Annotated in this window: 20 protein-coding genes; 10 read left to right on the top strand and 10 right to left on the bottom strand. The window is 71.4% G+C overall.

Features of this window, described 5'->3' with window-relative positions:
- Window positions 1–59: 59 nt before the first annotated feature.
- The 4 genes from OOJ98_RS21770 to OOJ98_RS21755 form a co-directional block, all read right to left on the bottom strand.
- Complete coding sequence (locus OOJ98_RS21770; RefSeq protein WP_267056612.1) at window positions 60–737, bottom strand: DUF4241 domain-containing protein; 678 nt, start codon at window positions 735–737, stop codon at window positions 60–62.
- 275 nt (window positions 738–1,012) lie between these two features.
- Entirely contained in the window at window positions 1,013–2,497 is a 1,485-nt protein-coding gene (gltX, locus tag OOJ98_RS21765; RefSeq protein ID WP_267056611.1) for a glutamate--tRNA ligase, read from the bottom strand.
- Window positions 2,490–3,284, bottom strand: coding sequence for a fumarylacetoacetate hydrolase family protein (locus tag OOJ98_RS21760; protein WP_267056610.1), 795 nt, complete (start codon window positions 3,282–3,284; stop codon window positions 2,490–2,492). The genes gltX and OOJ98_RS21760 overlap by 8 nt, the downstream gene beginning before the upstream one ends.
- Window positions 3,285–3,412: 128 nt before the next feature.
- Window positions 3,413–3,616, bottom strand: coding sequence for a hypothetical protein (locus OOJ98_RS21755; protein WP_267056609.1), 204 nt, complete (start codon window positions 3,614–3,616; stop codon window positions 3,413–3,415).
- A gap of 580 nt (window positions 3,617–4,196) precedes the next feature.
- Between OOJ98_RS21755 and OOJ98_RS21750 the strand changes: the two genes are divergently transcribed.
- The 8 genes from OOJ98_RS21750 to OOJ98_RS21715 all read left to right on the top strand — a co-directional run bounded on the left by OOJ98_RS21750 (window position 4,197) and on the right by OOJ98_RS21715 (window position 14,922).
- The gene (locus OOJ98_RS21750; RefSeq protein ID WP_267056608.1) at window positions 4,197–8,084 is read left to right on the top strand and encodes a nitrate- and nitrite sensing domain-containing protein; all 3,888 of its coding nucleotides are present in this window, start codon (window positions 4,197–4,199) and stop codon (window positions 8,082–8,084) included.
- A gap of 9 nt (window positions 8,085–8,093) precedes the next feature.
- Window positions 8,094–8,507 carry a roadblock/LC7 domain-containing protein gene (locus OOJ98_RS21745; RefSeq protein ID WP_100577622.1) on the top strand — a complete coding sequence of 138 codons (414 nt, stop codon included), beginning with the start codon at window positions 8,094–8,096 and terminating at the stop codon, window positions 8,505–8,507.
- 179 nt (window positions 8,508–8,686) lie between these two features.
- Complete coding sequence (locus tag OOJ98_RS21740; RefSeq protein ID WP_189968088.1) at window positions 8,687–9,094, top strand: DUF742 domain-containing protein; 408 nt, start codon at window positions 8,687–8,689, stop codon at window positions 9,092–9,094.
- Entirely contained in the window at window positions 9,075–9,656 is a 582-nt protein-coding gene (locus OOJ98_RS21735; RefSeq protein WP_114038358.1) for an ATP/GTP-binding protein, read from the top strand. The genes OOJ98_RS21740 and OOJ98_RS21735 overlap by 20 nt, the downstream gene beginning before the upstream one ends.
- A gap of 365 nt (window positions 9,657–10,021) precedes the next feature.
- Window positions 10,022–13,237: a nitrate- and nitrite sensing domain-containing protein gene (locus tag OOJ98_RS21730; protein WP_267056607.1), complete on the top strand. Its 3,216-nt coding sequence runs from the start codon at window positions 10,022–10,024 to the stop codon at window positions 13,235–13,237.
- A gap of 10 nt (window positions 13,238–13,247) precedes the next feature.
- The gene (locus tag OOJ98_RS21725; RefSeq protein ID WP_053725133.1) at window positions 13,248–13,661 is read left to right on the top strand and encodes a roadblock/LC7 domain-containing protein; all 414 of its coding nucleotides are present in this window, start codon (window positions 13,248–13,250) and stop codon (window positions 13,659–13,661) included.
- 111 nt (window positions 13,662–13,772) lie between these two features.
- The gene (locus OOJ98_RS21720) at window positions 13,773–14,360 is read left to right on the top strand and encodes a DUF742 domain-containing protein (RefSeq protein WP_267056606.1); all 588 of its coding nucleotides are present in this window, start codon (window positions 13,773–13,775) and stop codon (window positions 14,358–14,360) included.
- Window positions 14,341–14,922 carry an ATP/GTP-binding protein gene (locus OOJ98_RS21715; RefSeq protein WP_100577617.1) on the top strand — a complete coding sequence of 194 codons (582 nt, stop codon included), beginning with the start codon at window positions 14,341–14,343 and terminating at the stop codon, window positions 14,920–14,922. Before OOJ98_RS21720 ends, OOJ98_RS21715 begins: the two co-directional genes overlap by 20 nt.
- A gap of 112 nt (window positions 14,923–15,034) precedes the next feature.
- Here OOJ98_RS21715 and OOJ98_RS21710 read toward each other — a convergent pair whose 3' ends face one another.
- The 5 genes from OOJ98_RS21710 to OOJ98_RS21690 form a co-directional block, all read right to left on the bottom strand.
- Window positions 15,035–15,886 carry an alpha/beta fold hydrolase gene (locus OOJ98_RS21710; RefSeq protein ID WP_267056605.1) on the bottom strand — a complete coding sequence of 284 codons (852 nt, stop codon included), beginning with the start codon at window positions 15,884–15,886 and terminating at the stop codon, window positions 15,035–15,037.
- Window positions 15,879–16,472 (bottom strand): TetR/AcrR family transcriptional regulator, encoded by a 594-nt coding sequence (locus OOJ98_RS21705; RefSeq protein ID WP_267056604.1) that lies wholly within the window; start codon window positions 16,470–16,472, stop codon window positions 15,879–15,881. The genes OOJ98_RS21710 and OOJ98_RS21705 overlap by 8 nt, the downstream gene beginning before the upstream one ends.
- A 156-nt stretch (window positions 16,473–16,628) precedes the next feature.
- Window positions 16,629–16,844, bottom strand: a complete 216-nt coding sequence (locus OOJ98_RS21700; RefSeq protein WP_267056603.1) for an acyl-CoA carboxylase subunit epsilon — start codon at window positions 16,842–16,844, stop codon at window positions 16,629–16,631.
- A gap of 41 nt (window positions 16,845–16,885) precedes the next feature.
- The gene (locus tag OOJ98_RS21695; protein ID WP_267056602.1) at window positions 16,886–18,469 is read right to left on the bottom strand and encodes an acyl-CoA carboxylase subunit beta; all 1,584 of its coding nucleotides are present in this window, start codon (window positions 18,467–18,469) and stop codon (window positions 16,886–16,888) included.
- A gap of 243 nt (window positions 18,470–18,712) precedes the next feature.
- Window positions 18,713–21,127, bottom strand: a complete 2,415-nt coding sequence (locus tag OOJ98_RS21690; protein ID WP_267056601.1) for a polysaccharide lyase 8 family protein — start codon at window positions 21,125–21,127, stop codon at window positions 18,713–18,715.
- Between the two features lie 246 nt (window positions 21,128–21,373).
- On the opposite strand from OOJ98_RS21690, the gene OOJ98_RS21685 reads away from it, so the two are divergent.
- Window positions 21,374–22,426: a substrate-binding domain-containing protein gene (locus tag OOJ98_RS21685; protein WP_267056600.1), complete on the top strand. Its 1,053-nt coding sequence runs from the start codon at window positions 21,374–21,376 to the stop codon at window positions 22,424–22,426.
- Between the two features lie 603 nt (window positions 22,427–23,029).
- On the opposite strand, the gene OOJ98_RS21680 is transcribed toward OOJ98_RS21685, so the two are convergent.
- Window positions 23,030–24,412, bottom strand: a complete 1,383-nt coding sequence (locus OOJ98_RS21680) for a M64 family metallopeptidase (protein ID WP_267056599.1) — start codon at window positions 24,410–24,412, stop codon at window positions 23,030–23,032.
- Window positions 24,413–24,525: 113 nt separating this feature from the next.
- Between OOJ98_RS21680 and OOJ98_RS21675 the strand changes: the two genes are divergently transcribed.
- Complete coding sequence (locus tag OOJ98_RS21675) at window positions 24,526–25,857, top strand: helix-turn-helix domain-containing protein (RefSeq protein WP_267056598.1); 1,332 nt, start codon at window positions 24,526–24,528, stop codon at window positions 25,855–25,857.
- Window positions 25,858–26,079 lie beyond the last annotated feature (222 nt).

Genomic DNA, 26,079 nt, shown 5'->3' with positions numbered 1-26,079 from the left:
GCTTAGGCCCCGTGTCCGGACAGCGGACGGTGTTCCGGCACATGCGGCGGGGGCCGGGCTCAGGAGACCAGGGCCTCGGCAGGGACGACGAAGAAGTCGGTGACGAAGCAGGTGATCGCGCCGGCCTCGTCGCGGCCTATCCAGGTGGGGTAGACGCCGTCGCCCCAGCCCGAGGTGAAGGCGACGAGGTTGTGCCCGGTCGTCGGGTCGGTCACGGTGTGTGGGCCCGGCGTGGGGGGCACGGTGTCGAAGGCGTCCCACAGCGGGCCCTCGTCGCCCTGGCAGTCCGGGAAGGAGCCGTCGCACCCGGCGTCGTAGAAGCATCCGGTGCCGGCGTCGACCCCGTACCCGAAGAACTCCTCGTCGTCGAGGTCGCCGAGCGCCTGCCCGGCCTGGAGCGCCAGCTCCCAGCTGACGGCGGGGGCATCCCGGATGACGAGCCGGGCGGCGGCCACCCGCAGATGCGGGGTGTCCGGCTCCGGCTCCCCCTCCTCCCGCACGAGCGTCGCCACGGCCGCCTCCACCCGGTACCGCCCCGGTGCCACCTCGGCCGTGAACGGCTCGGCCTCACCGGCCCCGAGCGCGACGAACGGATCACAGGCGATGACCCGCCCCGTGGGCAGCCACAGCTCCCCGCCGCCGACGACTCTCAGCGTGCCGGCGGTACCGGAGTCGTCCTCCGTGAACGTACGGCCCGGGGTGAAGTGCCAGGAGAAGTCGGGGGCGGGCATGGGCATGAGGTCTCCTGGGGGCAGCGAACGGGCACCGGTGCACAGCGATCCTCCGCACCACCTGAAAACATAACTCGCCCCACTGACAGGGGCGTCGAGCACGACCCCGTTCGTCCCGGCACCGAGCCCCGCACGCAACTCCCGTCCCTCCCGGCGGGGTTGCCCCTCGGCCGGCAAGCGAAGGTCCCGCAAGCAAAGGGCCGGCAAGCGAAAGGGCGGCATACGAAAAGGGCGGCAGCCCACTGGGCTGCCGCCCTTCCTTCAGCTCCTGTCGCTCCCGGCTACGCCGACAGCTTCGTCAGGGCCGTGTCGATCCTCGACAGGGTCTTCTCCTTGCCCAGGATCTCCAGGGACTCGAAGAGGGGGAGGCCGACCGTGCGGCCGGTCACCGCCACGCGGACCGGGGCCTGGGCCTTGCCGAGCTTCAGGCCGTGCTCCTCGCCCGCCGCGAGGACCGCGTTCTTGAGGGACTCGGGCGACGTCCAGTCCGCCGACTCCAGCTTCTCGCGGGCCGTGCGGAGCAGCGCGTCCGAGCCCTCCTTCATCGCCTTCGCCCACGACGCCTCGTCCTCGACCGGCTGGTCCAGGAAGAGGAAGTCGACGTTGGCGGTGATGTCGGAGAGGACCGTCACGCGGGTCTGGGCGTGCGGGGCGATCGCCTGCCAGGCCTTCTCGTCGAAGGCCTCGGGGGCCCAGTTGGCGTGCGGGGCGCGCAGCCACGGCTCGCAGGCCGCGGCGAACGCCTTCTCGTCCAGCATGCGGATGTGGTCCGCGTTGATGGACTCGGCCTTCTTCAGGTCGAAGCGGGCCGGGTTGGCGTTGACGTCACCGATGTCGAACTTCGCGACCATGTCCTGGATCGAGAAGACGTCCTGGTCGGCCGAGAACGACCAGCCCAGCAGGGAGAGGTAGTTGAGGAGGCCCTCGGGCAGGAAGCCGCGCTCGCGGTAGACGTTCAGGGACGCCTGCGGGTCGCGCTTGGAGAGCTTCTTGTTGCCCTCGCCCATGACGTACGGCAGGTGGCCGAAGGAGGGGATCTCCTTGGCGACGCCCAGCTCGATCAGCGCCTTGTAGAGCGCGATCTGGCGCGGGGTGGAGGAGAGCAGGTCCTCGCCGCGCAGGACGTGGGTGATCTCCATCAGGGCGTCGTCGACCGGGTTGACCAGCGTGTAGAGCGGGGCCCCGTTGGCGCGCACGATGCCGTAGTCGGTGACGTTCTCCGCCTGGACGGTGATCTCGCCGCGGACCAGGTCGGTGAAGGTGGTCGCCTCGTCGGGCATCCGGAAGCGCACGACGTGGCTGCGGCCCTCGGCCTCGTACGCCTGCTTCTGCTCGGCGCTCAGGTCGCGGCAGTGGCCGTCGTAACCGGACGGCTTGCCGGCGGCGCGGGCGGCCTCGCGGCGGGCGTCCAGCTCCTCGGTGGTGCAGTAGCAGGGGTACGCCTTGCCGGCGGCGAGCAGCTTTTCGGCCACGTCGCGGTAGATGTCCATGCGCTGGGACTGGCGGTACGGCGCGTGCGGGCCGCCCACCTCGGGGCCCTCGTCCCAGTCGAAGCCGAGCCAGCGCATGGAGTCCAGGAGCTGGTTGTACGACTCCTCGCTGTCGCGGGCCGCGTCGGTGTCCTCGATGCGGAAGACGAACGTGCCGCCGTGGTGCCGGGCGAAGGCCCAGTTGAACAGGGCGGTGCGGACCAGGCCCACGTGCGGGTTGCCGGTCGGGGAGGGACAGAAACGAACGCGGACGTCCGCGTCCAGGGGGTTAGCCACGCTTGATCACCTTGTTGGTGAGAGTGCCGATGCCTTCGATGGTGACGGCGACCTCGTCGCCGACGTTGAGGGGGCCGACCCCGGCGGGGGTGCCGGTGAGGATGACGTCGCCCGGGAGCAGCGTCATGGCCTCGGTGATGTGGACGACCAGGTCCTCGATGGAGCGGATCATGTCGGCCGTGCGGCCGAGCTGGCGCTGTTCGCCGTTGACGGTGGCCTGGATGGCGAGGTCGCTCGGGTCCAGCTCCGTCTCGACCCAGGGGCCCAGCGGGCACGAGGTGTCGAAGCCCTTGGCGCGGGCCCACTGGGCCTCGCGCTTCTGGACGTCGCGCGCGGTGACGTCGTTGGCGCAGGTGTAGCCGAAGATGACGTCCTTGACGCGCTCGCGCGGGACCTCGCGGCACATCCGGCCGATGACGACGGCGAGCTCGGCCTCGTGGTGCAGCTCGTCGGAGAAGGAGGGGTACTCGATGGAGTCGCCCGAGCCGATCACCGACGTGGTCGGCTTGAAGAAGGCCACGGGAGCCTCGGGACGGCCCTGATCGTCCACGATGGCGTTGCCGAGCTCCTTGGCGTGCTCCGCGTAGTTGCGGCCGATGGCCACGACCTTGTTGGGGAGCACGGGCGGCAGGAGGCGGACCTTGCTCAGCGGGACTTTCGTGCCCGAGAGTTCGAAGTCCGCGTACGGGATGCCCTTGATGATGTCGAGCACGAGGCTGTCGGGGCTGTCGCCCTCAACAGCCCCGAAGGCGACATTGCCGTCGATGGAGAACCTGGCGATGCGCACGAGTGCTGTCGCCCCTCACTTCGCTTTGCTGGAATGGCCGCAGCTGGGACCGGCCGGAGTCTGACGCTCCAGGCTAGCGCGGGCGGCGGCACCGGCCGTGCGATTACTCGGCGGCGGGCCGCCGGGGGTCAGACGGCGGCGGCCGGCTCGGCGGGGGCGGCCTGGGCGGGGGCCGTCATCAGGATGGTGCGGCGCGGGTTGGCGGTCTGGGCCGGCAGGTCGACGGTGTGCTCCGGCTGGTCCGCCCGCTGCAGCTCCTCGGCGTCCGCGAGGTGCGCGAGGGTGGTGCGGCGCGGGTTGGCTATGTTCCGGATGATCATCGTCGTCTTCATCTCTGCTACGAACCCTGTCGTTTCGGGCGCCGCTGGGCGCCGGTTGTCGGTCTGGCCATCCCTGTAAAGCGTCAGGCTAAACATTCGAATTCCCGGCAAAGGGTCGTAGAGACGACGATCAACATGTGAGTTTGCTCACGAATGAAGCCACAAAAGGGATATAAGGGTCCGTCAACTGCCCCTCACGGAACGGACATTACGGTATCGAACCCTTCATTCCGCTCCTGATCATCGCGACTGGGACACCCCCCTCCCGTAAGCGACTCGTAAGCAATAGTCCGTTTTCTCCGTGATCACTTTCTACATTTTGTGACTCGATACTCACAATGTGTCACTCAGGTCACGGCCCGGTACGCGGGCCTTGTTGGAGATCCGGCACTGTGCTGGAATTCCACGCACCGCCGCGGGTTCACAGACCGGCGCGCAGGGGCGCAACGCAGCGCCGGGTGAGCGGCGGGAGGGGGAGCAGGACAAGCGCCGGTCACTCAGACCACAGAGGGGGCGCGCAGTGCCCCCATGACGCCGACACCGTCCCATCCGCTCGCGCGGAGGGACGCCTGGTCCAGAGGTTGCGACGCTAGTGCAGGGACGTTTCAAGAGGGATGGCAGCGCTGCGGCGGAGCAGGAGCCGCAGGGTGGGACTGGCCCCAAGACGGCCGGTTCCTCGCCCCAGCACGCCCAGAACCCCCGGGGCCCCGAGAACCCATCCTCCTCGCCGGCCGGCGAGGCGAGCGGCCAGACGGCGCGCACCAGCGGGCCTTCCGGCGCGTCCGGCGGCGAGCAGCCGAACGCCGAGCGGAAGCCGACGGGTCCCGTGGACACCGGCTCCCGAATAGCCCTGCGCAACTGGCGCATCTCGACGCGACTCGTCGCTCTGCTCGCCCTGCCCGTGGTCGCCGCGACCACCCTGGGCGGGCTGCGCATCAACCAGTCGATGAACGACATGCAGCAGCTCGATCACATGCAGCTGCTCACCGACATGACCAAGCAGGCGACCGAGCTCGCCGCCGCGCTCCAGACCGAGCGCGACGACTCGGCGGGCCCGCTCTCCACGGGCACCTCCGACGCCCGCGTCCAGACCGACCGGTCCGCCACCGACCTGGTCAAGAAGTCGTTCATCAACGCGACCCAGGACGTCAGCGGCACGGAGAACGACGACGCGCTCGAATCGATCCGGCGCAACGTCACCAACATCGCGATCCAGCTCCAGGACCTGGAGAGCATCCGCAAGACCGCGTACAAGGACGGCTCCACCGACTCCCAGACGGTCGAGTCCTACAGCCGTCTCATCCGCGGTCTGCTCAGCCTCTCCCAGGACATGGCGCAGGCCACCTCCAACCCGGAGATGATCAAGCGGACCCGTGCGCTCGCGGCGTTCTCCTCCGCCAAGGAGTACGCGTCGGTCCAGCGCGCGATCATCGCCGCGGCGCTGCCGGCCACCAAGGACAAGTCGGGCAACCTCCTGGAGCCCGACCGCCTCTACGCCAAGGCCGCCCAGGACGGCGAGCGCCAGGCCCTCGCCTCGTTCCAGAACGTGTACGAGGCCAACGGCGGCAACGCCACCGAGCTGATGGCGCCGCTGGACAAGGGCAACGCGGAGATCACCGCCGCCAACGCCTACTCGCAGCACGTCCTCAAGAACACCGGCGGCATCGCCCAGGAGCAGCGGCGCTCGTACCTCGACTGGTACGACCAGGACTCCAACAAGATCAACCAGATGAAGACCATCGAGCAGACCCTGCTCGGTGAGATGGAGCAGAAGGCGCGCGAACTGCGCGACACCTCGCAGCGCGACGCGATCCTCAACGGTGTGCTGATCCTCGTCGTGCTCGGCGTCTCGCTGGTCGGCGCGTTCGTCGTGGCCCGCTCCATGATCCGCTCGCTGCGCCGCCTCCAGGACACCGCGACCCGGGTCGCCCAGGACCGGCTGCCCGAGCTCGTCAAGCAGCTCTCGGAGTCCGACCCGCAGGACGTCGACACCTCGGTGGAGTCGGTCGGCGTGCACTCCCGCGACGAGATCGGCCAGGTGGCCGCGGCCTTCGACGACGTGCACCGCGAGGCCGTACGACTCGCCGCCGAGCAGGCGCTGCTGCGAGGCAACGTCAACGCGATGTTCACCAACCTCTCGCGCCGCTCCCAGGGTCTGATCCAGCGCCAGCTCTCGCTCATCTCGGAGCTGGAGTCCCGCGAGGCCGACCCGGACCAGCTGTCCTCGCTGTTCAAGCTGGACCACCTCGCGACCCGTATGCGCCGTAACGGCGAGAACCTCCTCGTCCTCGCCGGTGAGGAGCCGGGCCGTCGCTGGACCCGCCCGGTCCCGCTGGTCGACGTGCTCCGCGCCGCCGCCTCCGAGGTGGAGCAGTACGAGCGCATCGAACTGGCCGCCGTGCCCGCGACCGAGGTCGCCGGACGCGTGGTCAACGACCTCGTGCACCTGCTCGCCGAGCTCCTGGAAAACGCCACGTCGTTCTCCTCGCCGCAGACCAAGGTCCGCGTCACCGGTCACGCGCTGCCCGACGGCCGCGTCCTGGTGGAGATCCACGACACCGGCATCGGCCTCTCCCCCGAGGACCTCGCCGCGATCAACGAGCGGCTCGCGTCGCCGCCCACCGTGGACGTCTCGGTCTCGCGCCGCATGGGTCTGTTCGTGGTCGGCCGCCTGTCCCTGCGACACGGCATCCGCATCCAGCTGCGCCCCTCGGACTCCGGTGGCACGACGGCGCTCGTCATGCTGCCCGTCGATGTCGCCCAGGGCGGCAAGAAGGCGCCCGGCAAGCCGGGTGCCGGTCAGCCGCAGGCTCCGGCCGGCCAGGGCGGCCGTCCCGGTCTCGCGGGCGGTCCGCCGTCGCGTGCCGGGCTCGCCGCGGGTCCGCTCGGCAGTGGTCCGGCCGCGTCCGGCGGCCGGCTCGGCGCGGGCGCCCCGCGCGGCCAGGTCGCCGGCGGCCAGGGCCCGCGTGCCGCGCTGCCGCCCCGCAACGGCGGTCCTCAGCAGGGCCAGGGCCCGTCGCAGCAGGGCCAGCAGTCCGCGTTCGGCAGCGGCCCCGCGGCCACTCCCCCGGCCGCGCCGCGCCGTGGCGACCGTCCGATCACCCCGCCGCCCGGCGCCCCGCGCGCCGAACTGCCCGGCGGCGGCACCGGCGCCCCGAACCAGCAGCAGTCCCGGCCGCAGGCCGCGAGCTGGGGCAACGACCAGTCGGCGCTCGACGCGCCGCGCGGTCACGAGGAGCCGGAGCAGCACACCGGCCAGTACCCGCGTCCGTCGTTCGACGAGCGTCAGGGTCCGGCCGCGACCGCCGAGTTCGCCCGTCCCGACTTCGACGGTCCCCCGCCGGGTTCCCAGCAGGACCAGTCCTCGGGCACCGGTCAGTTCGTACGCCCCGACGTGTTCGGCGCGCCGACCCCGCAGGACCCGTCGGCGACCGGGCAGTTCGAGCGTCCCGGCTCGTACAACGGCTACGGCGACCAGTCCTCGAACACCGGCCAGTACGCGCGGCCCGGCCAGGACCTGTCCGGCACGGGCTCCTTCGAGCGGCCCGGCCAGGACGGCGCGAACGCCGGTCAGTACGGGCGTCCCGACCAGGACCCGTCCGGCACGGGCCAGTACCCGCGGCCCGGCCAGGGCGGCGACACCGGCCAGTACGGGCGCCCCTCGGGCGACGACCGCCAGGGTCCCGGGGCGACCTCCGAGTTCGGCCGCCCGGACTTCAACGCGCCGCGGCCTCCCGCGCCGCAGCCGGTCCAGCCGCAGCAGTACCAGCAGGGGCCCCAGCAGGGCCAGGACTTCGGTCAGGGCGGCCCGCGTCAGCGCCGCGACGGCAACGACCTCGGCGGTTCCGGCCGTACCGGCTCGAACCTGCCCGCGCAGGCGCGGCCCGAGGACGGCGGCGCACAGCGGCCCGACGAGGCCCGCAGGCCGAGCGACGGCTGGGCCCTTCCGCCGGCCGGTGCCGGTGACGGCCGGACCCCGCTGTACGACACGCTGGAGACCAACTGGTTCCAGCAGCAGCCGGGCGGGCAGCCGCAGCAGCCCGCCTCGCAGGCGCCCCAGGCTCCGCAGCAGCAGGGCCGGGATGCCGCGCCGCAGTCGCCGCTGCCCGAGCGCCGCCCGGCCCGCGAGACCGGCAGCGCGAACGGCGCGAACGGTTCGGGCGACGCCGGTTCCAACGGCAGCGGCGCCTGGCGCAGTTCGCCCAACGACGACCTGGTGCGCCAGGCCGAGCGGGCCCGCAAGCCCGCCGCCGGCGGCGTCACCACGTCCGGACTTCCCAAGCGGGTCCCGCGCGCCAACCTGGTGCCGGGCACCGCACAGCAGCAGAACCACCAGGCAGGACCCCAGGTCTCCCGGGCGCCCGACGACGTGCGCGGCCGGCTGACCAATCTCCGCCGGGGCATCCAGCAGGGCCGGCAGGCCAACAATGGCTCAACCGGCAGCTTCCACGTGGACCCCACTCACCAGCAGGAGCGTTAGTTGAGTCCGATGAGCCAGGCGGCACAGAACCTGAACTGGTTGATCACCAACTTTGTGGACAACACCCCAGGGGTGTCCCACACGGTGGTGGTCTCCGCCGACGGCCTGCTCCTCGCCATGTCCGAAGGTTTCCCGCGCGACCGCGCCGACCAGCTGGCCGCCGTGGCGTCCGGTCTGACCTCGCTGACCGCCGGCGCCTCCCGGATCTTCGAGGGTGGCAGCGTCGCCCAGACCGTGGTGGAGATGGAGCGCGGCTTCCTCTTCCTGATGTCCGTGTCCGACGGTTCCTCCCTGGCCGTGCTCGCGCACCCCGAGTGCGACATCGGCCTGGTGGGCTACGAGATGGCCCTCCTGGTCGACCGCGCGGGCAGTGTCCTCACTCCGGACCTGCGCGCCGAGCTCCAGGGCAGCCTGCTCCACTGACCGCAAATCCCCCGGCCGAGCCGCTCGCGAGGCCGGGGGTCGGGAGCCGCGAGCGCCGCCCCCTCCGGCGCGGACCGGCCCCGCACGACGCAGAACATCCGTCCAGGCCGCACCACTTCCCCCCACCGGCCCAGCCAGACGGCTTGCAGATGCCTTGCTGTCCCCGCCCGGAGGAACCAATGACCCCGCCACCCGCCTCACACGATTCGTACGGCGCGCTGCACGACGCGGCGTACGACAGTGAAGGCGACCAGCCGCTGGTCCGTCCGTACGCCATGACCGGCGGCCGGACCAGGCCGCGCTACCAGCTCGCCATCGAGGCGCTGGTCAGCACCACAGCAGACCCGGCGCACCTCGCCACCCTGCTCCCCGAGCACCAGCGGATATGCCACCTGTGCCGCGAGGTCAAGTCGGTGGCGGAGGTCTCCGCGCTGCTGCAGATGCCGCTGGGTGTGGCCAGGATTCTCGTGGCCGACCTGGCGGAGGCCGGCATGGTGGCGATCCACCAGCCGGGCAATGGAGAGACCGGCGGCACGCCGGACGTAACGCTGCTCGAAAGGGTGCTCAGTGGACTTCGGAAGCTCTAGCGGCGGTGCCGCCCGTTCCACCACGTCGGCGAAGATCGTGGTGGCGGGCGGCTTCGGCGTGGGCAAGACCACGTTCGTCGGCGCGGTCTCGGAGATCAACCCCCTGCGCACCGAAGCCGTCATGACCTCGGCCTCCGCCGGCATCGACGACCTCACCCACACCGGAGACAAGACGACCACCACGGTCGCCATGGACTTCGGCCGCATCACCCTCGACCAAGACCTCATCCTCTACCTCTTCGGCACCCCCGGCCAGGACCGCTTCTGGTTCATGTGGGACGACCTCGTCCGCGGCGCCATCGGCGCCGTCGTCCTCGTCGACACCCGCCGCCTCGCCGACTGCTTCCCCGCCGTCGACTACTTCGAAAACTCAGGACTCCCCTTCGTCATCGCCCTCAACGGCTTCGACGGACACCAGCCCTACACCCCCGACGAAGTACGCGAAGCACTCCAGATCGGCCCCGACACCCCCATCATCGTCACCGACGCCCGCCACCGCGCCGACGCCAAAAGCGCCCTCATCACCCTCGTCGAACACGCCCTCATGGCCCGACTCAAGTAGCTGGTGCCCTACGGCAGTTGCCGTAGACGGAACGGGGGCGGACTGTGTCCTTTGACACGATCCGCCCCTGCGTTCATAACGTTTCGACAGAGAATTCTCGTGTCACCGCAACCCGCCGCGTTCATCCGGTGTCACTGCGCGCACGACAGCCCCGTCATTTGGCGGGGCTCGCTCTTTATGCCCGTTTTATCTGAGGTCTTGGCCACTCGGAACCTGAGATTCCAGACGTTTGGATGGCGGCCGTCCCCCGTGCTGGAATTCGGCGAACTCCCGAGTAGTACGGCTAGTACGGCCCCGAGAAGTACGGCTCTGAAACACACAGCGGCACGCCACCCCGGTGCCGGCTCCGAGAGGTTGTTGGTCGAGTGAAGCGAAGCAGGACGAGCTCCGCGACGCAGCAGGCGCGGGGCAACTTCACCCCGCCGCAGCGCGCGGCGACGGCACCGGCGCCCCAGACCTCTGCCCAGGATTCCGGCAAGGACAAGGGTTCCCCGCAGGGCAGCAGCCGCTTTTCGCCGCGCAACTGGCGCGTGGCCACCAGGCTGAACGCGATCCTCCTCATACCCGTCCTCGTCGGTCTCGTCATGGGCGGCTTCGAGGTCAACGGGTCCATAGCCACCTGGCGCGACGCCCGTAACGCGGAGAAGGTCGCGAACATCGTGCGCGCCGCGTCGGACTACGGCCAGGCCCTGCTCAACGAGCGCGACCTCACCGCCCAGCCCCTCCTGGAGAACAAGCGCGACAGCGACGTCGTCAGCAAGGCGTACGCCGCCTCCGACGCCGCCCGCGCCACCTTCGACCAGGCCGTCCAGGGGATGCCGGACACCCCCAGCCTCAAGCGCCGTCTCGCCAAGGTCCGCGACGCCGAGAAGACCCTCGACGACCTGCGCAAGACCGCCTACGCCAAGGGCGTCGAGGCGAAGAACCCGGTGCTGACCGAAGAGGGCTACACCGCGATCCCGCACTACCTGAGCACGTTCTCCAACGAGCTCGGCCTGGGCACCGGCAACATCACCAGCTACGGCCGCATGGTGTACGCGGTCGACCTCGCCAAGTCGGCCGGTTCGCTCCAGCGCTCCATCGGCATGCACCTCCTGCTGCGCCCCAGCGACGACACCAAGACGTTCCAGCTCCAGGTCAAGGCGTTCAACTCGTACAACTACCTGGAGTTCATCGCCCTGGGCGAGTTCGACGCGGGTGGCACGGACGCCGACAGCCAGAAGCTGAAGGACGTCATGACCACGAAGGCGACCGAGGTCGCCAAGCAGTACCCCGATCTCAAGCTCGGCGCCGACACCGGCCCGCGCATCGGTGCCGCGCCCGCCGCCGACGGCTCGATCTACAACGGCATGGCCGCCGCGATCGGTGGCGCCCAGAACGCCCAGAGCCTCAAGCAGCTCAAGGCGCAGGGCATCACGCCCGAGTCCTGGATGGCCGCGTCCACCTCGAAGTTCGACGGATACACCCAGGTCGAGGACGACCTGGTGAGCCGGGCCGTGTCCGAGGCGGGCCAGATCGCCGACGACGCCAAGACCACCGCGTACATCAACGGCGCGATCGTCGTGGTCTCGCTGCTCGCCGCCTTCATCCTGGCCGGCATGGTGGCCCGCCAGATGAGCCGCTCGATGCGCCGGCTGCGCACCGCCGCCTTCGACGTGGCCGAGCAGCGCCTGCCGATGCTCGTCGACCAGCTCTCGCGCACCGAGCCGGGCCGGGTCGACACCCGGGTCGAGCCGATACCGATCGACTCCACGGACGAGATCGGCGAGGTGGCCCGCGCCTTCGACCAGGTGCACCGCGAGGCCGTGCGGCTCGCCGCCGAGCAGGCGCTCCTGCGGGGCAACGTCAACGCGATCTTCACCAACCTCTCGCGCCGCAACCAGTCGCTGATCGAGGGCCAGCTGACCCTCATCACCGACCTGGAGAACAACGAGGCCGACCCGGACCAGCTGGAGAGCCTGTTCAAGCTGGACCACCTGGCGACCCGTATGCGCCGCAACGGCGAGAACCTGCTGGTCCTCGCCGGCGAGGAGCCGGGCCGCCGCTGGGACCAGCCGGTCCCGCTGGTCGACGTGTTGCGCGCCGCCTCGTCCGAGGTGGAGTCCTACGAGCGCATCGAGCTGTCGGGCGTGCCGGAGGCAGAGATCCACGGCCGGGCCGTGACCGACCTCGTGCACCTGCTCGCCGAGCTCCTGGAGAACGCCACCACGTTCTCCTCCCCGCAGACCAAGGTCCGCGTCACCGCGACCCGTCTCCCCGACGGCCGCGTCATGATCGAGATCCACGACAAGGGCATCGGCCTGACCGCCGAGGACTTCGCGGACATCAACCACCGGCTCGCCAACCCGCCGGCCGTCGACGCCGACGTGTCGCAGCGGATGGGCCTGTTCGTGGTCGGCCGGCTCTCCGACCGGCACGGCATCCGCGTCCAGCTGCGCCCCTCGGGCGAGCAGGCCGGAACCACCTCGCTGGTCATGCTCCCCGACCCGATCACCCATGGTGGCGGTGGCGAGAGCATCCCGATGGGCGACGACTTCACGGTCTCCTCGATCATTCCCGAGCAGCAGCAACAGCAGCAGCCGTACGAGGCGGTCCCCGCGCCGATCCGCACGGCGGCCGAGCTGGGCTTCGACGACTCCCGGTACGACACCGGCGAGCCGGGCGAACCCCGCGAACTCGACCCGGTCAACCGCTCGTTGATGCGCGAGGAGCGCCGCGCGGCCCTGGAGGCCCAGGCGCAGGGCGGCGAACGCCCGCTGTACCGGGACGAGATCGAGCCGCAGCAGAACCAGGCGTACGACGGCGCGTACGACGGCGGTCAGCAGTACGCCGGGCAGGACCAGTCCTACGAGGGCTCCTACGAGCCTCAGCAGACCTCCGGCTACGACGGCTCGTACCCGAACCAGCAGTACGCCCCCGAGCACACCGGTGGCTACGCCCAGGACTCCTACGCGCCCCAGGACGGCTACCAGGAGTCCGGCTATGCGGAAGGCTCCTACCAGGGCCGTGCGGCCGGTCAGGGTGCCTACGAGGATCCGTACGCCGCCCAGGCGCCGCAAGGCGAGTGGCAGCAGGAGAACGCCTATCAGGAGCCCTACACGGCCCCCTTCCGGCCGGAAGCGGAATCTGTGGAGGAGAACCGGGGCGTTCCCGCGGGCAGCGCGGAGCGCGTAGGCTTCGACCGTCCGGGCCCCACCCCGACCACCGCCCACGAGCTGACCGACGCAGGTCTGCCCAGGCGCGGCAGCCAGCAGGACTGGCCGGCCGAGCCCCAGCAGGAGCAGAGCGAGACGCCGGACGGACCGGCAGACGACTGGCGTTCGACCAACGACGAGCGCTGGACGCGGGCCGAGAAGCTCCGTGAGCCCAAGGCCGGCGGGGTCACTCCTTCCGGTCTCCCCCGGCGGGTGCCCAAGGCCAATCTGGTCGAGGGCACGGCCGAGCAGACCCCGCAGGGCGGCCCTCAGGTCTCCCGCGCTCCGGAGGACGTGCGCGGCAGGTTGAGCAACCTGCGCCGCGGCGTTCAGCAGGGCCGTAACGCGGGGTCGGACACAAGTAACACCTACAACCAGGAGCGTTAGTGTGAGCCCGATGAGCCAGGCGGCGCAGAATCTGAACTGGTTGATCACCAACTTCGTGGACAACACCCCCGGGGTGTCCCACACGGTGGTGGTCTCCGCCGACGGACTCCTGCTGGCGATGTCCGAAGGCTTCCCCCGGGACCGGGCCGATCAGCTGGCGGCCGTGGCCTCCGGTCTGACGTCCCTCACCGCGGGCGCCTCCCGGATCTTCGAAGGCGGCGCCGTCAACCAGACGGTGGTGGAGATGGAGCGTGGTTTCCTCTTCATCATGTCGGTCTCCGACGGTTCCTCCCTCGCCGTTCTCGCCCACCCCGAGGCCGACATCGGCCTGGTGGGTTACGAGATGGCGCTGCTCGTGGACCGGGCCGGGAGTGTGCTGACTCCCGACCTCCGTGCGGAGCTTCAGGGAAGCCTTCTTAACTAGTTACCGATCAGTTCTCAATCAGCAGACAGGCCGTGCGTTTCTCGCCACCGCCCCATAAAGTGCGGTGGCGCGGCCCCAATGGGACGGGCACCGGTAGTCGGAGGAGGAAACGTGACAACACCCCCAGGCGGGCACCCCTACGGTGGACAGCAGTCTCCGGGTGAGCACGGCCAGAACCGCTTCAACTACCCCTCCACGCCCGGCAGACACGGTCAGGGACAGGGCCAGGGCCAGTACCAGCAGCAGCCCTACCGGCAGCCGAACCGCCGGCCCAGCCCGTACGACCAGCCGCCGCAGCCCCGGATCGAACCGGTGCAGCCGCGGCAGACCCCCCAGCCTTCTCCGGCGGGCGGCGCGCACAACCCGCTTGTGCGTCCGTACGCCATGACCGGCGGCCGGACCAGGCCGCGCTACCAGCTCGCCATCGAGGCGCTGGTGCACACCACGGCGGAACCGGCCAGGCTGCAAGGGCAGTTGCCCGAGCACCAGCGGATCTGCCACCTGTGCCGCGAGATCAAGTCGGTCGCCGAGATCTCGGCACTCCTCACCATTCCCCTCGGCGTCGCCCGGATCCTCGTAGCCGACTTGGCCGAGGCCGGACTTGTCGCCATCCATCAGCCGGGCGGCGACGAGTCCGCCGGCGGACAGCCAGACGTGACACTGCTCGAAAGGGTGCTCAGTGGACTTCGCAAGCTCTAGCGGCGGTGCCGCCCGTTCCACCACGTCGGCGAAGATCGTGGTGGCGGGCGGCTTCGGCGTGGGCAAGACCACGTTCGTCGGCGCGGTCTCGGAGATCAACCCCCTGCGCACCGAAGCCGTCATGACCTCGGCCTCCGCCGGCATCGACGACCTCACCCACACCGGAGACAAGACGACCACCACGGTCGCCATGGACTTCGGCCGCATCACCCTCGACCAAGACCTCATCCTCTACCTCTTCGGCACCCCCGGCCAGGACCGCTTCTGGTTCATGTGGGACGACCTCGTCCGCGGCGCCATCGGCGCCGTCGTCCTCGTCGACACCCGCCGCCTCGCCGACTGCTTCCCCGCCGTCGACTACTTCGAAAACTCAGGACTCCCCTTCGTCATCGCCCTCAACGGCTTCGACGGACACCAGCCCTACACCCCCGACGAAGTACGCGAAGCACTCCAGATCGGCCCCGACACCCCCATCATCGTCACCGACGCCCGCCACCGCGCCGACGCCAAAAGCGCCCTCATCACCCTCGTCGAACACGCCCTCATGGCCCGACTCCGCTGACCGGAGAAGCGGAGCCCCACCCCGGGGCTCCGCCCCAGTACCACCGGGGCGCGGGGAACTGCGCGGGACGAGGGCGGACTTGGCACCCCGCCGGGGGGCGACCGCGCCCCGCTCAGCGCAGCAACTCCCCCAGCCGCACGGCGAATTCCCCGGGATGAGTCACCACCCCCACATGCCCCCCGGGAAACTCCGCGAGAGCGACCCCGTACCGCCCGGCCAGCGCCGCCGCCGGCCGGGCCAGGCGAAGGCCGGACGACGCCCACCCCGCCGCCGGCACCAACTTCCCGGCGCAACGGTCGAGTTGGGCCAGATCGGGCGCGTGCCCGCTGAAGGGCCCGAGGATCCGGCCCAGGAAGAACCCCGCGTTCTCCCCCACCCGCCCCAGCGTCGCCCGCATCCGGGGCGAAAGCCCGGACAGGTCCGGCTTCTCACCCCGCTCCTCACCGCACCCCGCACTCATTTCGGCCATCGCCGCGCCCACTCCGGCACGGTGGAAGGTCGCGACGACGTGGCCGAAAAAGGCATGGTGTTCGGCCGCGTCCGGCAGCAGCGACACCAGCACCGGCTCGTGCGCGACCACCCGGGCGAGCCGTTCGGGATGACGCGTGAGCAGCTCCACCGCGACGATCGCGCCCGAACTCGTCCCGAAGACGTACGCGGGCGCCCCGCCGGGCGCCACCCGCTCCAGCAGCCGGTACGCGTCGTCGGCCTGCGTCTCGACCCGCTGGTCCTCGTCGGGCCCGTCGAGCGGGCTGCGCGAGTGCCCCCGCGGATCGTAGGTCACCACCGTGTACCGCCGGGCCAGCGCGTCGGCGACCGGCTCGAAGATCCCGGCGTCCCCGCCCCCGCCCACGATGAGCAGCAGTACCGGCCCGGCCCCGCGCACTTCGTACCGCAGCGTCGCGCCGGGCACCTGCAGAGTGCCGATGACCGTCTCGGTGGCCGGTCCGGTCGGTTCAGTCATGATGTCCGTCCCCCTCGTCGCTCCTGGGCCAGTGCTCCAGGAGGATGTGCAGCGCCTGCACCCCGCGCTCCCACGACCGCTGCACCTCACGCGGGTGGCCGAAGCCGCCCTCCGCTTCGAGGGTGATGTAGCCGTGGAAGGTGCTGCGCAGCAGGCGTACCGCGTCCGTCAGATCCGGCTCGGTGAGCCCGTAGGCGCGGAGCATCCCGTACGTGGTGTCCACCGTGCGCGCCATGACGGTCGAGCCGGCGAGCAGCTCGGGGTCGACCTGGTGCTGGGTGGCGGCGTACCGGCCGGGGTGGGCGAGCGCGTAGGCGCGGTAGGCGTCGGCGAAGGCGACCAGGGCCTCCTTGCCGGCCCGTCCCGCGACGGCCGCCGCAATGGCGTCGATGAACTCTCCGGCCGCGTACAGCGTGACCCGCTGCCGCAGCTCCCGGACGTTCTTGACGTGTGAGTACAGGCTCGCGTCCTTGACGCCGAAGCGCCGGGCGAGCGCGGACACCGTGATGCCCGCGTACCCGGCCTCGTCCGCCAGCTCGGCGCCCGCCACGGCGAGCCGCTCGGCCGTCAGTCCCGCTCGCACCATGCGCGCACACCCTTCGCCTCCTGAAACCTAGGACCCCTAGGTTCAAAGCTAATATACCTAGCTTCCCTGCCCCTGGACAGCGAGAAGCCCCCGCCCATCAGGGCGGGGGCTTTCGGCGTGGCGCGAGGCGGTCCGGTGCGCCGGGTCGGCGCGGGGTCAGCCCTGCCAGGAGTGGGGCGCGCGGAACCCGGGGGTGCGCTCCAGACGCCGCCACCCGGCGGTGGAGCGGCCACGCTTGGGGGCCGCCGCGGCGGGCTGGGCCGCGGCTCGGGCGAGCAGCACCGCGGTGATCGCGGCGAGCTCCTCGGGGGCGGCGTCGCCCTTCTCCACGCGGAGCAGCGACTCGGATGACTTGGAAGTCGGAGTGGTCACGTTCGTCTCCTCTTACGGAAGTCTTGCTGAAGTGTGGGGGCCTACTGGGGCGGGTTGCCGTGCTTGCGCGACGGCAGGTCGGCGTGCTTGGACTTGAGCATCGCCAGCGAGGCGATCAGGACCGCCCGCGTCTCGGCGGGGTCGATCACGTCGTCGACCAGGCCCCGCTCGGCCGCGTAGTACGGATGCATCAGCTCGGCCTTGTACTCCTTGACCATCCGCGCCCGCATCGCCTCCGGATCCTCCGCATCCGCGATCTGACGCCGGAAGATGACATTGGCCGCGCCCTCCGCGCCCATCACCGCGATCTCGTTGGTGGGCCACGCGTAGGTGAGGTCAGCGCCGATGGACTGCGAGTCCATGACGATGTACGCACCGCCATAAGCCTTCCGCAGGATCAGCGAGATCCGCGGCACCGTCGCATTGCAGTACGCGTACAACAGCTTCGCGCCGTGCCGGATGATTCCACCGTGCTCCTGCGAAACCCCCGGCAGGAAGCCGGGAACGTCCAACAGAGTGACGATCGGAATGTTGAACGCGTCGCACATCTGAACAAAGCGGGCCGCCTTCTCCGACGCCTCGATGTCCAGCACACCCGCCAGCGACTGCGGCTGGTTCGCCACGATCCCGACGACCTGCCCGTCCAGACGCGCCAGCGCACAGATGATGTTCCGCGCCCACCGCTCATGCACCTCAAGGAAATCGCCGTCGTCGACGAGCTCCTCGATCACCTTGTGCATGTCATAGGGGCGGTTCCCGTCGGCCGGCACCAGGTCCAGGAGGACCTCCGAGCGGCGGTCGGCGGGATCGTCGCTCTGGTGGACCGGCGGGTTCTCCCGGTTGTTCGACGGCAGCATCGAGATCAGATACCGCACCTCCGCCAGGCACGTCTCCTCGTCGTCGTACGCGAAATGCGCCACACCCGACGTCTCGGCGTGGACATCGGCGCCGCCGAGCCCGTTCTGCGTGATCTCCTCGCCCGTCACCGCCCGCACCACATCCGGGCCCGTGATGAACATCTGCGACGTCTCACGCACCATGAACACGAAGTCCGTCAACGCCGGCGAGTAGGCCGCGCCGCCCGCGCACGGGCCGAGCATCACGCTGATCTGCGGGATGACACCCGACGCCCGCGTGTTGCGCTGGAAGATGCCGCCGTATCCGGCGAGCGCGGAGACGCCCTCCTGGATACGGGCGCCCGCACCGTCGTTCAGCGACACCAGCGGAGCGCCCGCCGCGATCGCCATGTCCATGATCTTGTGGATCTTCGTGGCATGCGCCTCACCCAGCGCGCCGCCGAAGATCCGGAAGTCGTGGGCGTACACGAAGACCGTGCGGCCCTCCACCGTGCCCCACCCGGTGATGACACCGTCGGTGTACGGCTTCTTCGCCTCCAGACCGAAACCCACCGCCCGGTGGCGGCGCAGCTGCTCGACCTCGTGGAACGAGTCCGGGTCGAGGAGCAGGTCGATGCGCTCGCGGGCGGTCAGCTTGCCCTTCGCGTGCTGGGCCTCGGTCGCACGCTCACTCGGCCCACGACGCGCCTCCTCACGCAAGGCAAGAAGTTCTGCCACGCGTCCACGCGTATCGCTCGGCTCACCCGGGGTCTCGTCCACAACGGTCATGTATCGACCCTACGAAAGGGACCAAGGATTTCCTCCGTCGACTCCGAACAGTCTCGGGACCCCTTTCCTAGTGGGGGCTGACAGTAGACCTGCACCGAGCGGCCGACTCGACAGCTCAGGGGCCCCGAGATTTGTGGGGTCCCGACAACGCCGCAGAGCCGGATTGTCAGCCGCTCGTCAGCTGTCGGTCAGTCGGACGTCAGCTCGGCATCGGTCTCCCGTCAGCTCCGGGTCAGTGCCGCGTCAGCCGAGCACGATGTCGGCCCGCACCGTGCCGCAGGCGGTGTCCGGGGTGATGCGCAGCCGCAGCGAGCGGCCGGTGGCGAGGACCTCGATCCTCGGGTCCCGCGGGGTGACCGAGCGTACCGGCCGGTCCCAGGTGAGCTCGATCGCGTCCCCGGTGCGTTCGGGCGCGGCGAGCGACAGGGTCGCCGTGGTGCGTGCGGTACGGATCAGGACGCTCGCCGGGCCGTCCACCGCCAGGCCGCCGGCCGTACCCGCCGTCCAGAAGTTGGCGGCGAGCAGCCCGAGCCGGGAGGCCGACATGGCTTGCACGGACGCCGAGTTGGCGAGGACGCGCACCTTGTCGCGGTCGGCGGCGCGGACCGCCGTCTCCAACTGGCGGGCGCCGGGCAGCAGGACGTACGCGTACGAGGCGTCGGCCGGGTCGGTGCCGTGGTGGCACCAGAGGGTGAGGTAGCGGCGGACGACGGGGTCGGTGGTGCCGCCGGTGTTGATGGTCTTCCAGGTCCCGGTGCGTTCCTCGCGCAGGGCCTGGAGGGGGGCGCCACCGGGGAAGACGTAGCCCGCGTGGCCCGCGATGTGCGCCCAGCGGGCGCGGGGGAAGGTGTCGTGCCGCCCGACGGTGGCGGGCAGGCGGCGGCCGTCGACGGTGAGGGCGTTGGTGCCGGCGGCGCCGAGGTTGCGGTGGTCGACGACGGTCTCGACGGGCTTGCCGTCGCTCGCGGCGATGCCCGCGCCGAGGCAGACGATCTCGTCGCCGACGAAGAACCACGACTTGCGGGCGGTCAGGGTGGACGAGAGCCCCTTGAGGTGCTGGCCGACGGCGGCGTACGTCCCGTCGGTGGCGCCGCCGACCCAGGTCACGGCGGGCCTGGCCGCGCCCCACGCGCCGCCCTCGCCGTCGGCGAGCGGTCTGCGCGAGACGGTGGTGCCGGGCATGCGGTACGGGTCGGCGGTGGGCCAGAAGCCGTCGCTGTACTGGTCGCCCGCGAAGCCCTCGCCCCACCAGGCGAGCATGCCGGAGCCGGTGTGCCAGCCGCGGAGGTTCTCGCCGTTGCCGTTCTCGTAGTACGCGATCCGGTTCGAGGACATGCTCAGGGACGCGGCGAAGCGGGTGCCGCGGTGCACGGCCCGGTCCATGGCGGGGAACAGGCGGGGCCCGGCGGGGGCGGGCGCCGCGGCGGGCGCGGCGTCCACGGCGGCGCGCAGCAGGGCGAGGTTGGCGACGGAGAGCCGCTGGTCGGCGAGGACGGGCGTGGTCTGGGCGCGGGTGACCCAGCCCTTGATCAGCGAACGCCAGCGGTCGCGTTCGGCGGGTGACGCCCCGAGGGCCAGCATCGCGATGTGGGCCATGATCGTGCGGCCCATGAGCTGGTCGTCGGTGGTCTGGCGGGAGACGGCGCGGCCGTTGACGCAGTCCATCATCAGGCCGTCGTGGATGAAGGGCGCGTAGCTGCGCTCGACCGAGTCGAGGATGATCTGCCGGTTCGGGTCGGTGACGGCCCAGGTGGAACCGGCGAGGAGCGCGAACAGGCGGGACAGGCCGTCGATCTGGACCTCTCCGTACGAGCCGGTGTACGCGATCCAGGTGTGCTGGACGAACGATCCGTCGGCGTAGAGCCCGTCGCCGGCGGTGACGTACGGGAAGACGGGCGAGAGCGCGTCACGGGCCAGGGCGATCTTCGCGGCGTTCTTGCCGAGCACTCCGCGGGTGGCGAGCACCCGGCACAGGTCGGTGCGGTTGGCGCCGGTGGAGGTGCCGGTGTAGACGGCCACGGCGCTGTCGGGCACGAAGTGGTCGACGGCCGCGGTGTAGTGGCCGAGCTGCGTGGCGTCGAGGGTGTCGTACGCGATGACGGCGGTGTCGAGGAGGAGGCGGGGGGTGCCGATCTGCCAGTCCCACCAGTTTCCGAAGGACTTGGTGCGCTCGTTGTAGATCTCGGCGTACAGGTGGTCGAGGCCCTTGCCGACGGCGGTGATCAGGGCGGTGTCGCCGGTGGATCCGGTGCCGGGCTGCGCCCAGGCCTGCGCCATGGTGTTGAGCCGGGTGCAGCTCGCGCTCATGTTGGCGGAGCCGGTGGTGGCGTTGGTGAGCGGCTGGTCGGGCCAGAGGGATCCGGGCGCCGGGGCCATGGTGGCGAGCGCGGTGCGGGCGGAGTCGCCGAGCGCGGCGAGCTTGGTGGCGTAGGGCTCGGCGTTCGGGTCGAAGCCGGTGCCGAGGGTGAGGTCGCGCCACTTGAGCCGCAGGGTGTCGAACTCGTCTGCTGCCGGGCCGGGTTGAGGCGTGGCCGCCGCGTCGCCGGGGGCCGCGGTCGCCGGTGCGGCGGGCAGGGTCAGACCGAGGGCGACGGCGGCGGCGCCGGTGCCGGACGCGGCGAGGAAGGTGCGGCGTGAACTGCCCGAGGGGGATGGCATGGTGGCGGGACCTCCGGAGCGTGAGCGAACGAGGAGGGGCACGGGGTGGGCGCGGGGGCCCGGGGTGGGCGCGGCGCGATTGAGCGGTTTCTCTCATGACATCGAAAGAACGCGCAATAGTTCGCACATTCATCAAGGAAATTGATCGTTCGCGCAGAATCGTGCACGAACGATCTAACGGGGGTTACGCTCCTGGTCAGCGGTTGACGGCGGTCGGCGCGAGCCGGCGGGGAGGGGCGGGGCCCTATGCATGCCGAGGACAGGCACCAGGCGATACTGCGGCGGCTGCGGGAGCGGGGCTCGTTGCGAGTGACCGATTTCGCCGAGGAGTTGAAGGTGTCGGCGGTGACCGTGCGGCGGGACGTGGAGGCGCTCGCCGAGCGCGGTTTGGTGGCCCGGGTGCACGGCGGCGCACTCCTCCCGGAGACGACGCCGGCTCCGGTGCCGCACTCCCCCGGCGTGAGCGGCACGCCACTGGTCTTCGGCCTCGTGGTCCCGGCGGCCGACTACTACTACCCCGAGGTGATCAAGGGGGCGAGGGAGGCCGCGGCCGCGCGGGGCATCCGTCTGGTGCTCGGCATCTCGCAGTACCGGCCCGAGGAGGAGCGGGCGCAGGTACGGCAGTTGCTGGCGCACGGCATCGACGGGCTGCTCATCGCCCCGTGCGGGCCGCCCGGCGACCAGGACTGGCTCGCGGCCCTCGGCGTGCCCTTCGCCCTGGTGGAGCGGCGTTCCGGGGACGACGTGCCGGGCGCGGAACGGGTGGTGACCGACCACGCCTACGGTGCGCGGCTCGCCGTGCGGCACCTCGCGGGGGCCGGGCGGCAGCGGATCGGGCTGCTGCTGCGCGCGGACAGCCCGCACAGCGCGCTGGTCCGGGAGGGGTACCTCGACGGGCTGGCCTCGCTCGGGCTCCCGGCGCCGGAGGCGCTGCGCTTCCCCATCACGGCGCCGGAGGCCGACCCCCTGCGGCGGGACGCCCAACTCGACGAGTTCACCTCGGCGGTGGCGGGCGGGCTGCTCGACGCGGTCCTGGTCCACAACGACCACGACGCGATCGTGCTGCTGCCGCGGCTGCGGACGCGGGGGCTGTCCGTGCCGGGCGACCTCGCGATCGTGGCGTACGACGACGAGGTCGCGGCGCTCGCGGACATCCCGCTGACGGCTGTCGCGCCGCCGAAGCGGGCGGTGGGGGTGGCGGCGGTGGACCTCCTCGCCCTCCGCCTGGCCGACCCCGGCCGGGCCCGCCACCACCTGTCGATCCTCCCGGCCCTGAACGTCCGAGCCTCCAGCGCATAACCGTCCCGGACACCCTTGGGCAGCTCCCCTTTGGCAGGGCGCCCGGCATCGGCATCCCTCCCCTTTGGCAGGGCGCCTGGCATCGGCATCCCTCCCCCTGGCAGGGCGCCCAGTCTCGGCCCCCTCAGCCCGTCCGGCGTTTGAGGACGAGCGCCCTTCAGGCGCGAACGGGGTCTGGGGCAGAGCCCCAGGCTCCTGAACCTCAGCCCGTTCATAACCCCCGGAGGGTTTAGGGAAGGGGCGGGGTGGGGCCAATCCCAGGCCCCCGGCCGTCGGGTGCGGACCGTGCTGGGCTGGTCACGCAGTTCCCCGCGCCCCTAGTAGGGCACCCGGAGTCGCAGCCCGCACCCGCGCCCACCGCGGCGGAGCCGCGCAAAAGACACAGCCCCGCGCCCTCGTAGGGCACCCGGTACCGAGCCCGCCACCCGCGCCCACCGCGGCGGAGCCGCGCAAAAGACACAGCCCCGCGCCCTCGTAGGGCACCCGGTACCGAGCCCGCCACCCACGCCCACCGCGGCGGAGCCGCGCAAAAGACACAGCCCCGCGCACCTGCAGGGCAGCCGGCACCGAGCGGTCACGCCCGACAGGGCACCCGGCACCTGCCTAGCGGTGGGTGGGCCACTCGGCCGTGTCCTGGAGGGTCTTCGCGATCGCGGGGTCACGGACCGACGGGGTCCGGTCGAGGACCCGTACCGTCAGACGGTGGTCACCCCGGCCGAGACCGAGGCTCCGTACCGACACCGCCGTACGCCCCTCGTACCGCCGCAGCTCCCGCCCGTCCAGATACCAGCGGACCGTCAACTGCCGCGCACCGGCGAGCCGCGGCACCGCGACCCGCGCCGTGTCGGACGGCCGCAGCGTCCGCGCCGTCGGCGTCAGCGGCGTCACGACCGACGCGTGCCGGTAGAACCCCGCGATCATCGCCTCCACCCCGGGCAGGTTGAACGGCTTGCCCAGGATCCGCATGATCGAGCCGTCGGTGGGCCGGTTCAGGCCGGTGACGTAGTAGCCGCCGCCCTCGTACGCCCCGACCGTCCCCCCGTCCGGCGACGTCTCGCCGAGCCAGCGGTACCACTTGGTGCGGTCCGCGGCCATCTGCTCGGCGGACAGCACCGAGATGTTGGACTGCTCGGCCTCCGGCCCGTCGTAGTGCTCGTACCCCGGGGTGTCCGGGTAGAAGTACTCGTCGGCGAGCTTCCCCAGGGAGTGCCCGGTCTCGTGGATGGCGACCTGGCCGGACTTGGCGTTCCCGGCGGACGCGGTCGATATGCCCTCGTAGCCGAGCGTCTTGGACGGCTCGTTGTACCCGGCCCCGCCGTACTTGGCACTGTTGGAGAGCACGACGACCAGATCGGCCTGCGGCGCCTTCGCCACGTACGCGTCGACCTTGTCCTGGTCCACGCAGAGCAGCCGCTCGACGCCGTCGCACCAGAAGTACGAGCCGAGCGCGGTGTTCTTCACGTCGCCCTGCGCAGGGTCGCCGGAGACGCCGCTCTGGGCGGAGACCGCGTCCACCGTCCACACGTTGAAGAGGTTCTGGTACGTCGTGTACGGCTCGACGCCGGTGATCTCGCCCCACTTCTCCTTGGCGTCGGCGTGGAACTGGTCCAACTGGTCGGCCGTGTAACCGTCGCCGACGATGACGATGTCCAGGCGGTCGGCGGTCGAACCGTTGTCGACCACCTTGGTGACCTGGCCGTCCCCGGCCGCGGTCGCCGACGCCGAGGCGGACGCCGAGAGGTGCGGCGCGGGCCTGCCGAGCCCGTTCTTCGGCACCAGGGTGTGCCCGGAGCCCGCCGGGGTCGCGCCCGAGGCGGCCTCCGGACCGGGTATCTCGACCTCCACCTTCGGCTGGGGCGGCGGGGAGCCGGCGGCGGCCGCGGTGCCGGGCCCGGCCGCGAGCGCGGCCAGAACGGTGGCGCCGGCGAGGGTGGCCGTCGCGATGCTTCTGCGCGCGGTGAAGCTCCTGCGCATGGCTGGGCGCACGAAGTCCTCTTCTCTGTAACGGAAGTTAAGCGACCGGGTAAATGTGTTGAACGGCCTGCTTAAATTAGGGGGCGCACGGGGCGTGCGCAATGCTTTGGGGCCAAGGGGACGCCATGGACGCACCTGCCGTGATCGGCCGACGAGTTCAGCGGCTGCGCAGCCAACTGGGCCTGACACAGCGCCAAGTGGCCGAGCCCGCCTATACGCCGGCGTACGTCTCCACCCTCGAATCGGGCAAGGTCCGCCCGTCGGACGCGGCCCTGCGCCACCTCGCCGAGCGGCTCGGCACGACGTACGAGGAGCTGGCCACCGGACGCCCGGCCCGGCTCGTCACCGAGCTGCGCCTCGGCCTCACCGACGCCCAGCGGGCGCTGGCGACCGGCGAGGCCGACGAGGCGGCCGTCCGCTACCGCCGCCTGCTGACCGAGGCCGAACTGCACGGCCTGGACGAGGAGCGCGCGGAAGCGCTGCAAGGGCTCGGCGACTGCGCGCTGGAGACCGGCGAACTGACCGACGCCGTACGGCACTTCGAGGCGAGCGAGCGACTACTGGCCGGTGAGCCGCTGCCGCGCCGCGCGCGGGCCGTCCGGGGCCGGGCGGTCGCCCACCTCCTCGCCGGCGAGCTGCGGTACGCCTGCTACCTGCTGGAGTCGGCCATCGACGAGCTCGGCACCAGCGGGCTCGCCGACCCGGAGGCGCTGGTCCTCCTGTACGCCGCCGTCATCGGACCGTATCTGGACATGGGTGCCCAGGCCCGCGCGGCGCGCGCCGCCGAGCTGGCGCTCGCGCTCGCCCCGCAGGTCAGCGACCCGGCCCTGGTCGCGGGGATGCACCGGCAGGTCGCGCGGACCTTCCTGGCGGAGGGGCGCCTGGCCGACGCGGACGACTCGCTCGCCAAGGCCCAGTCGATCTACCGCCAGCTGCGACTGCGCACCGACCTCGCGCACTGCCACTGGATGCGCGGCTACGTCTACGCGCAGGAGGACCGACTCGACCTGGCCGAGCGGGAGTTGCGTACCGCGCGCGACATGCTCGCCGCCAAGCGGGCCGCCCTGTTCACCGCGCAGGTCGAGGTCGAGCTCGCGGACGTGCTGCGGCGCCTCGGGCGGCACGCGGAGGCGATGGCGCTGCTTGCCCCGCTCACCGAACTCGGCGACCAGCACGGCGCGGTGCACGCGGGCGGCGCGCACCGCCTGCTCGGCCTGATCCGCGAGGAGCGGGGCGAGCACGAGGCGGCCGAGGAGCATTACGTGACCGCGCTGGGGCTGCTCGAACGCAGCGGCGCCAGCGGGGACCTGGCCGACCTGTGCCGGCTCCTCGGCGACCTGCTGCGGCGCGCGGGGCGCGTCGAGGCGGCGATGGACGCCTACCGCACGGGGCTCGGCCACCGCGCCGCCCCCGGCACCACCACCTTGGGCCCGGCCCCGGCACCACCCGGCCTCTGAGCCACCCCGCTCGATCCGCTCGCGCCGCACCCCGCCCAGGCGCTCGATCCGCGCGCGCCGCATCCCGCCCAGGGCCCCCGCCCCTGGGCGCGCCCCGCCTGCACCCTGTGCGCGCCCCGCCCGGACCCTGCGCGCATCCCGCCCGGCCCCCCGGCACCCGGCCGCACCGCTGCGGCACGCCACTCCGTCGAAGTAGTTGAAATCCGAACGGAATAGCTCTAC

The organism is Streptomyces sp. NBC_00083, assembly GCF_026343295.1.
Classification (GTDB): Bacteria; Actinomycetota; Actinomycetes; order Streptomycetales; family Streptomycetaceae; genus Streptomyces.
Note: the sequence above shows the minus strand (reverse complement) of the source record. Positions and strands in the feature narration are given on the sequence as shown.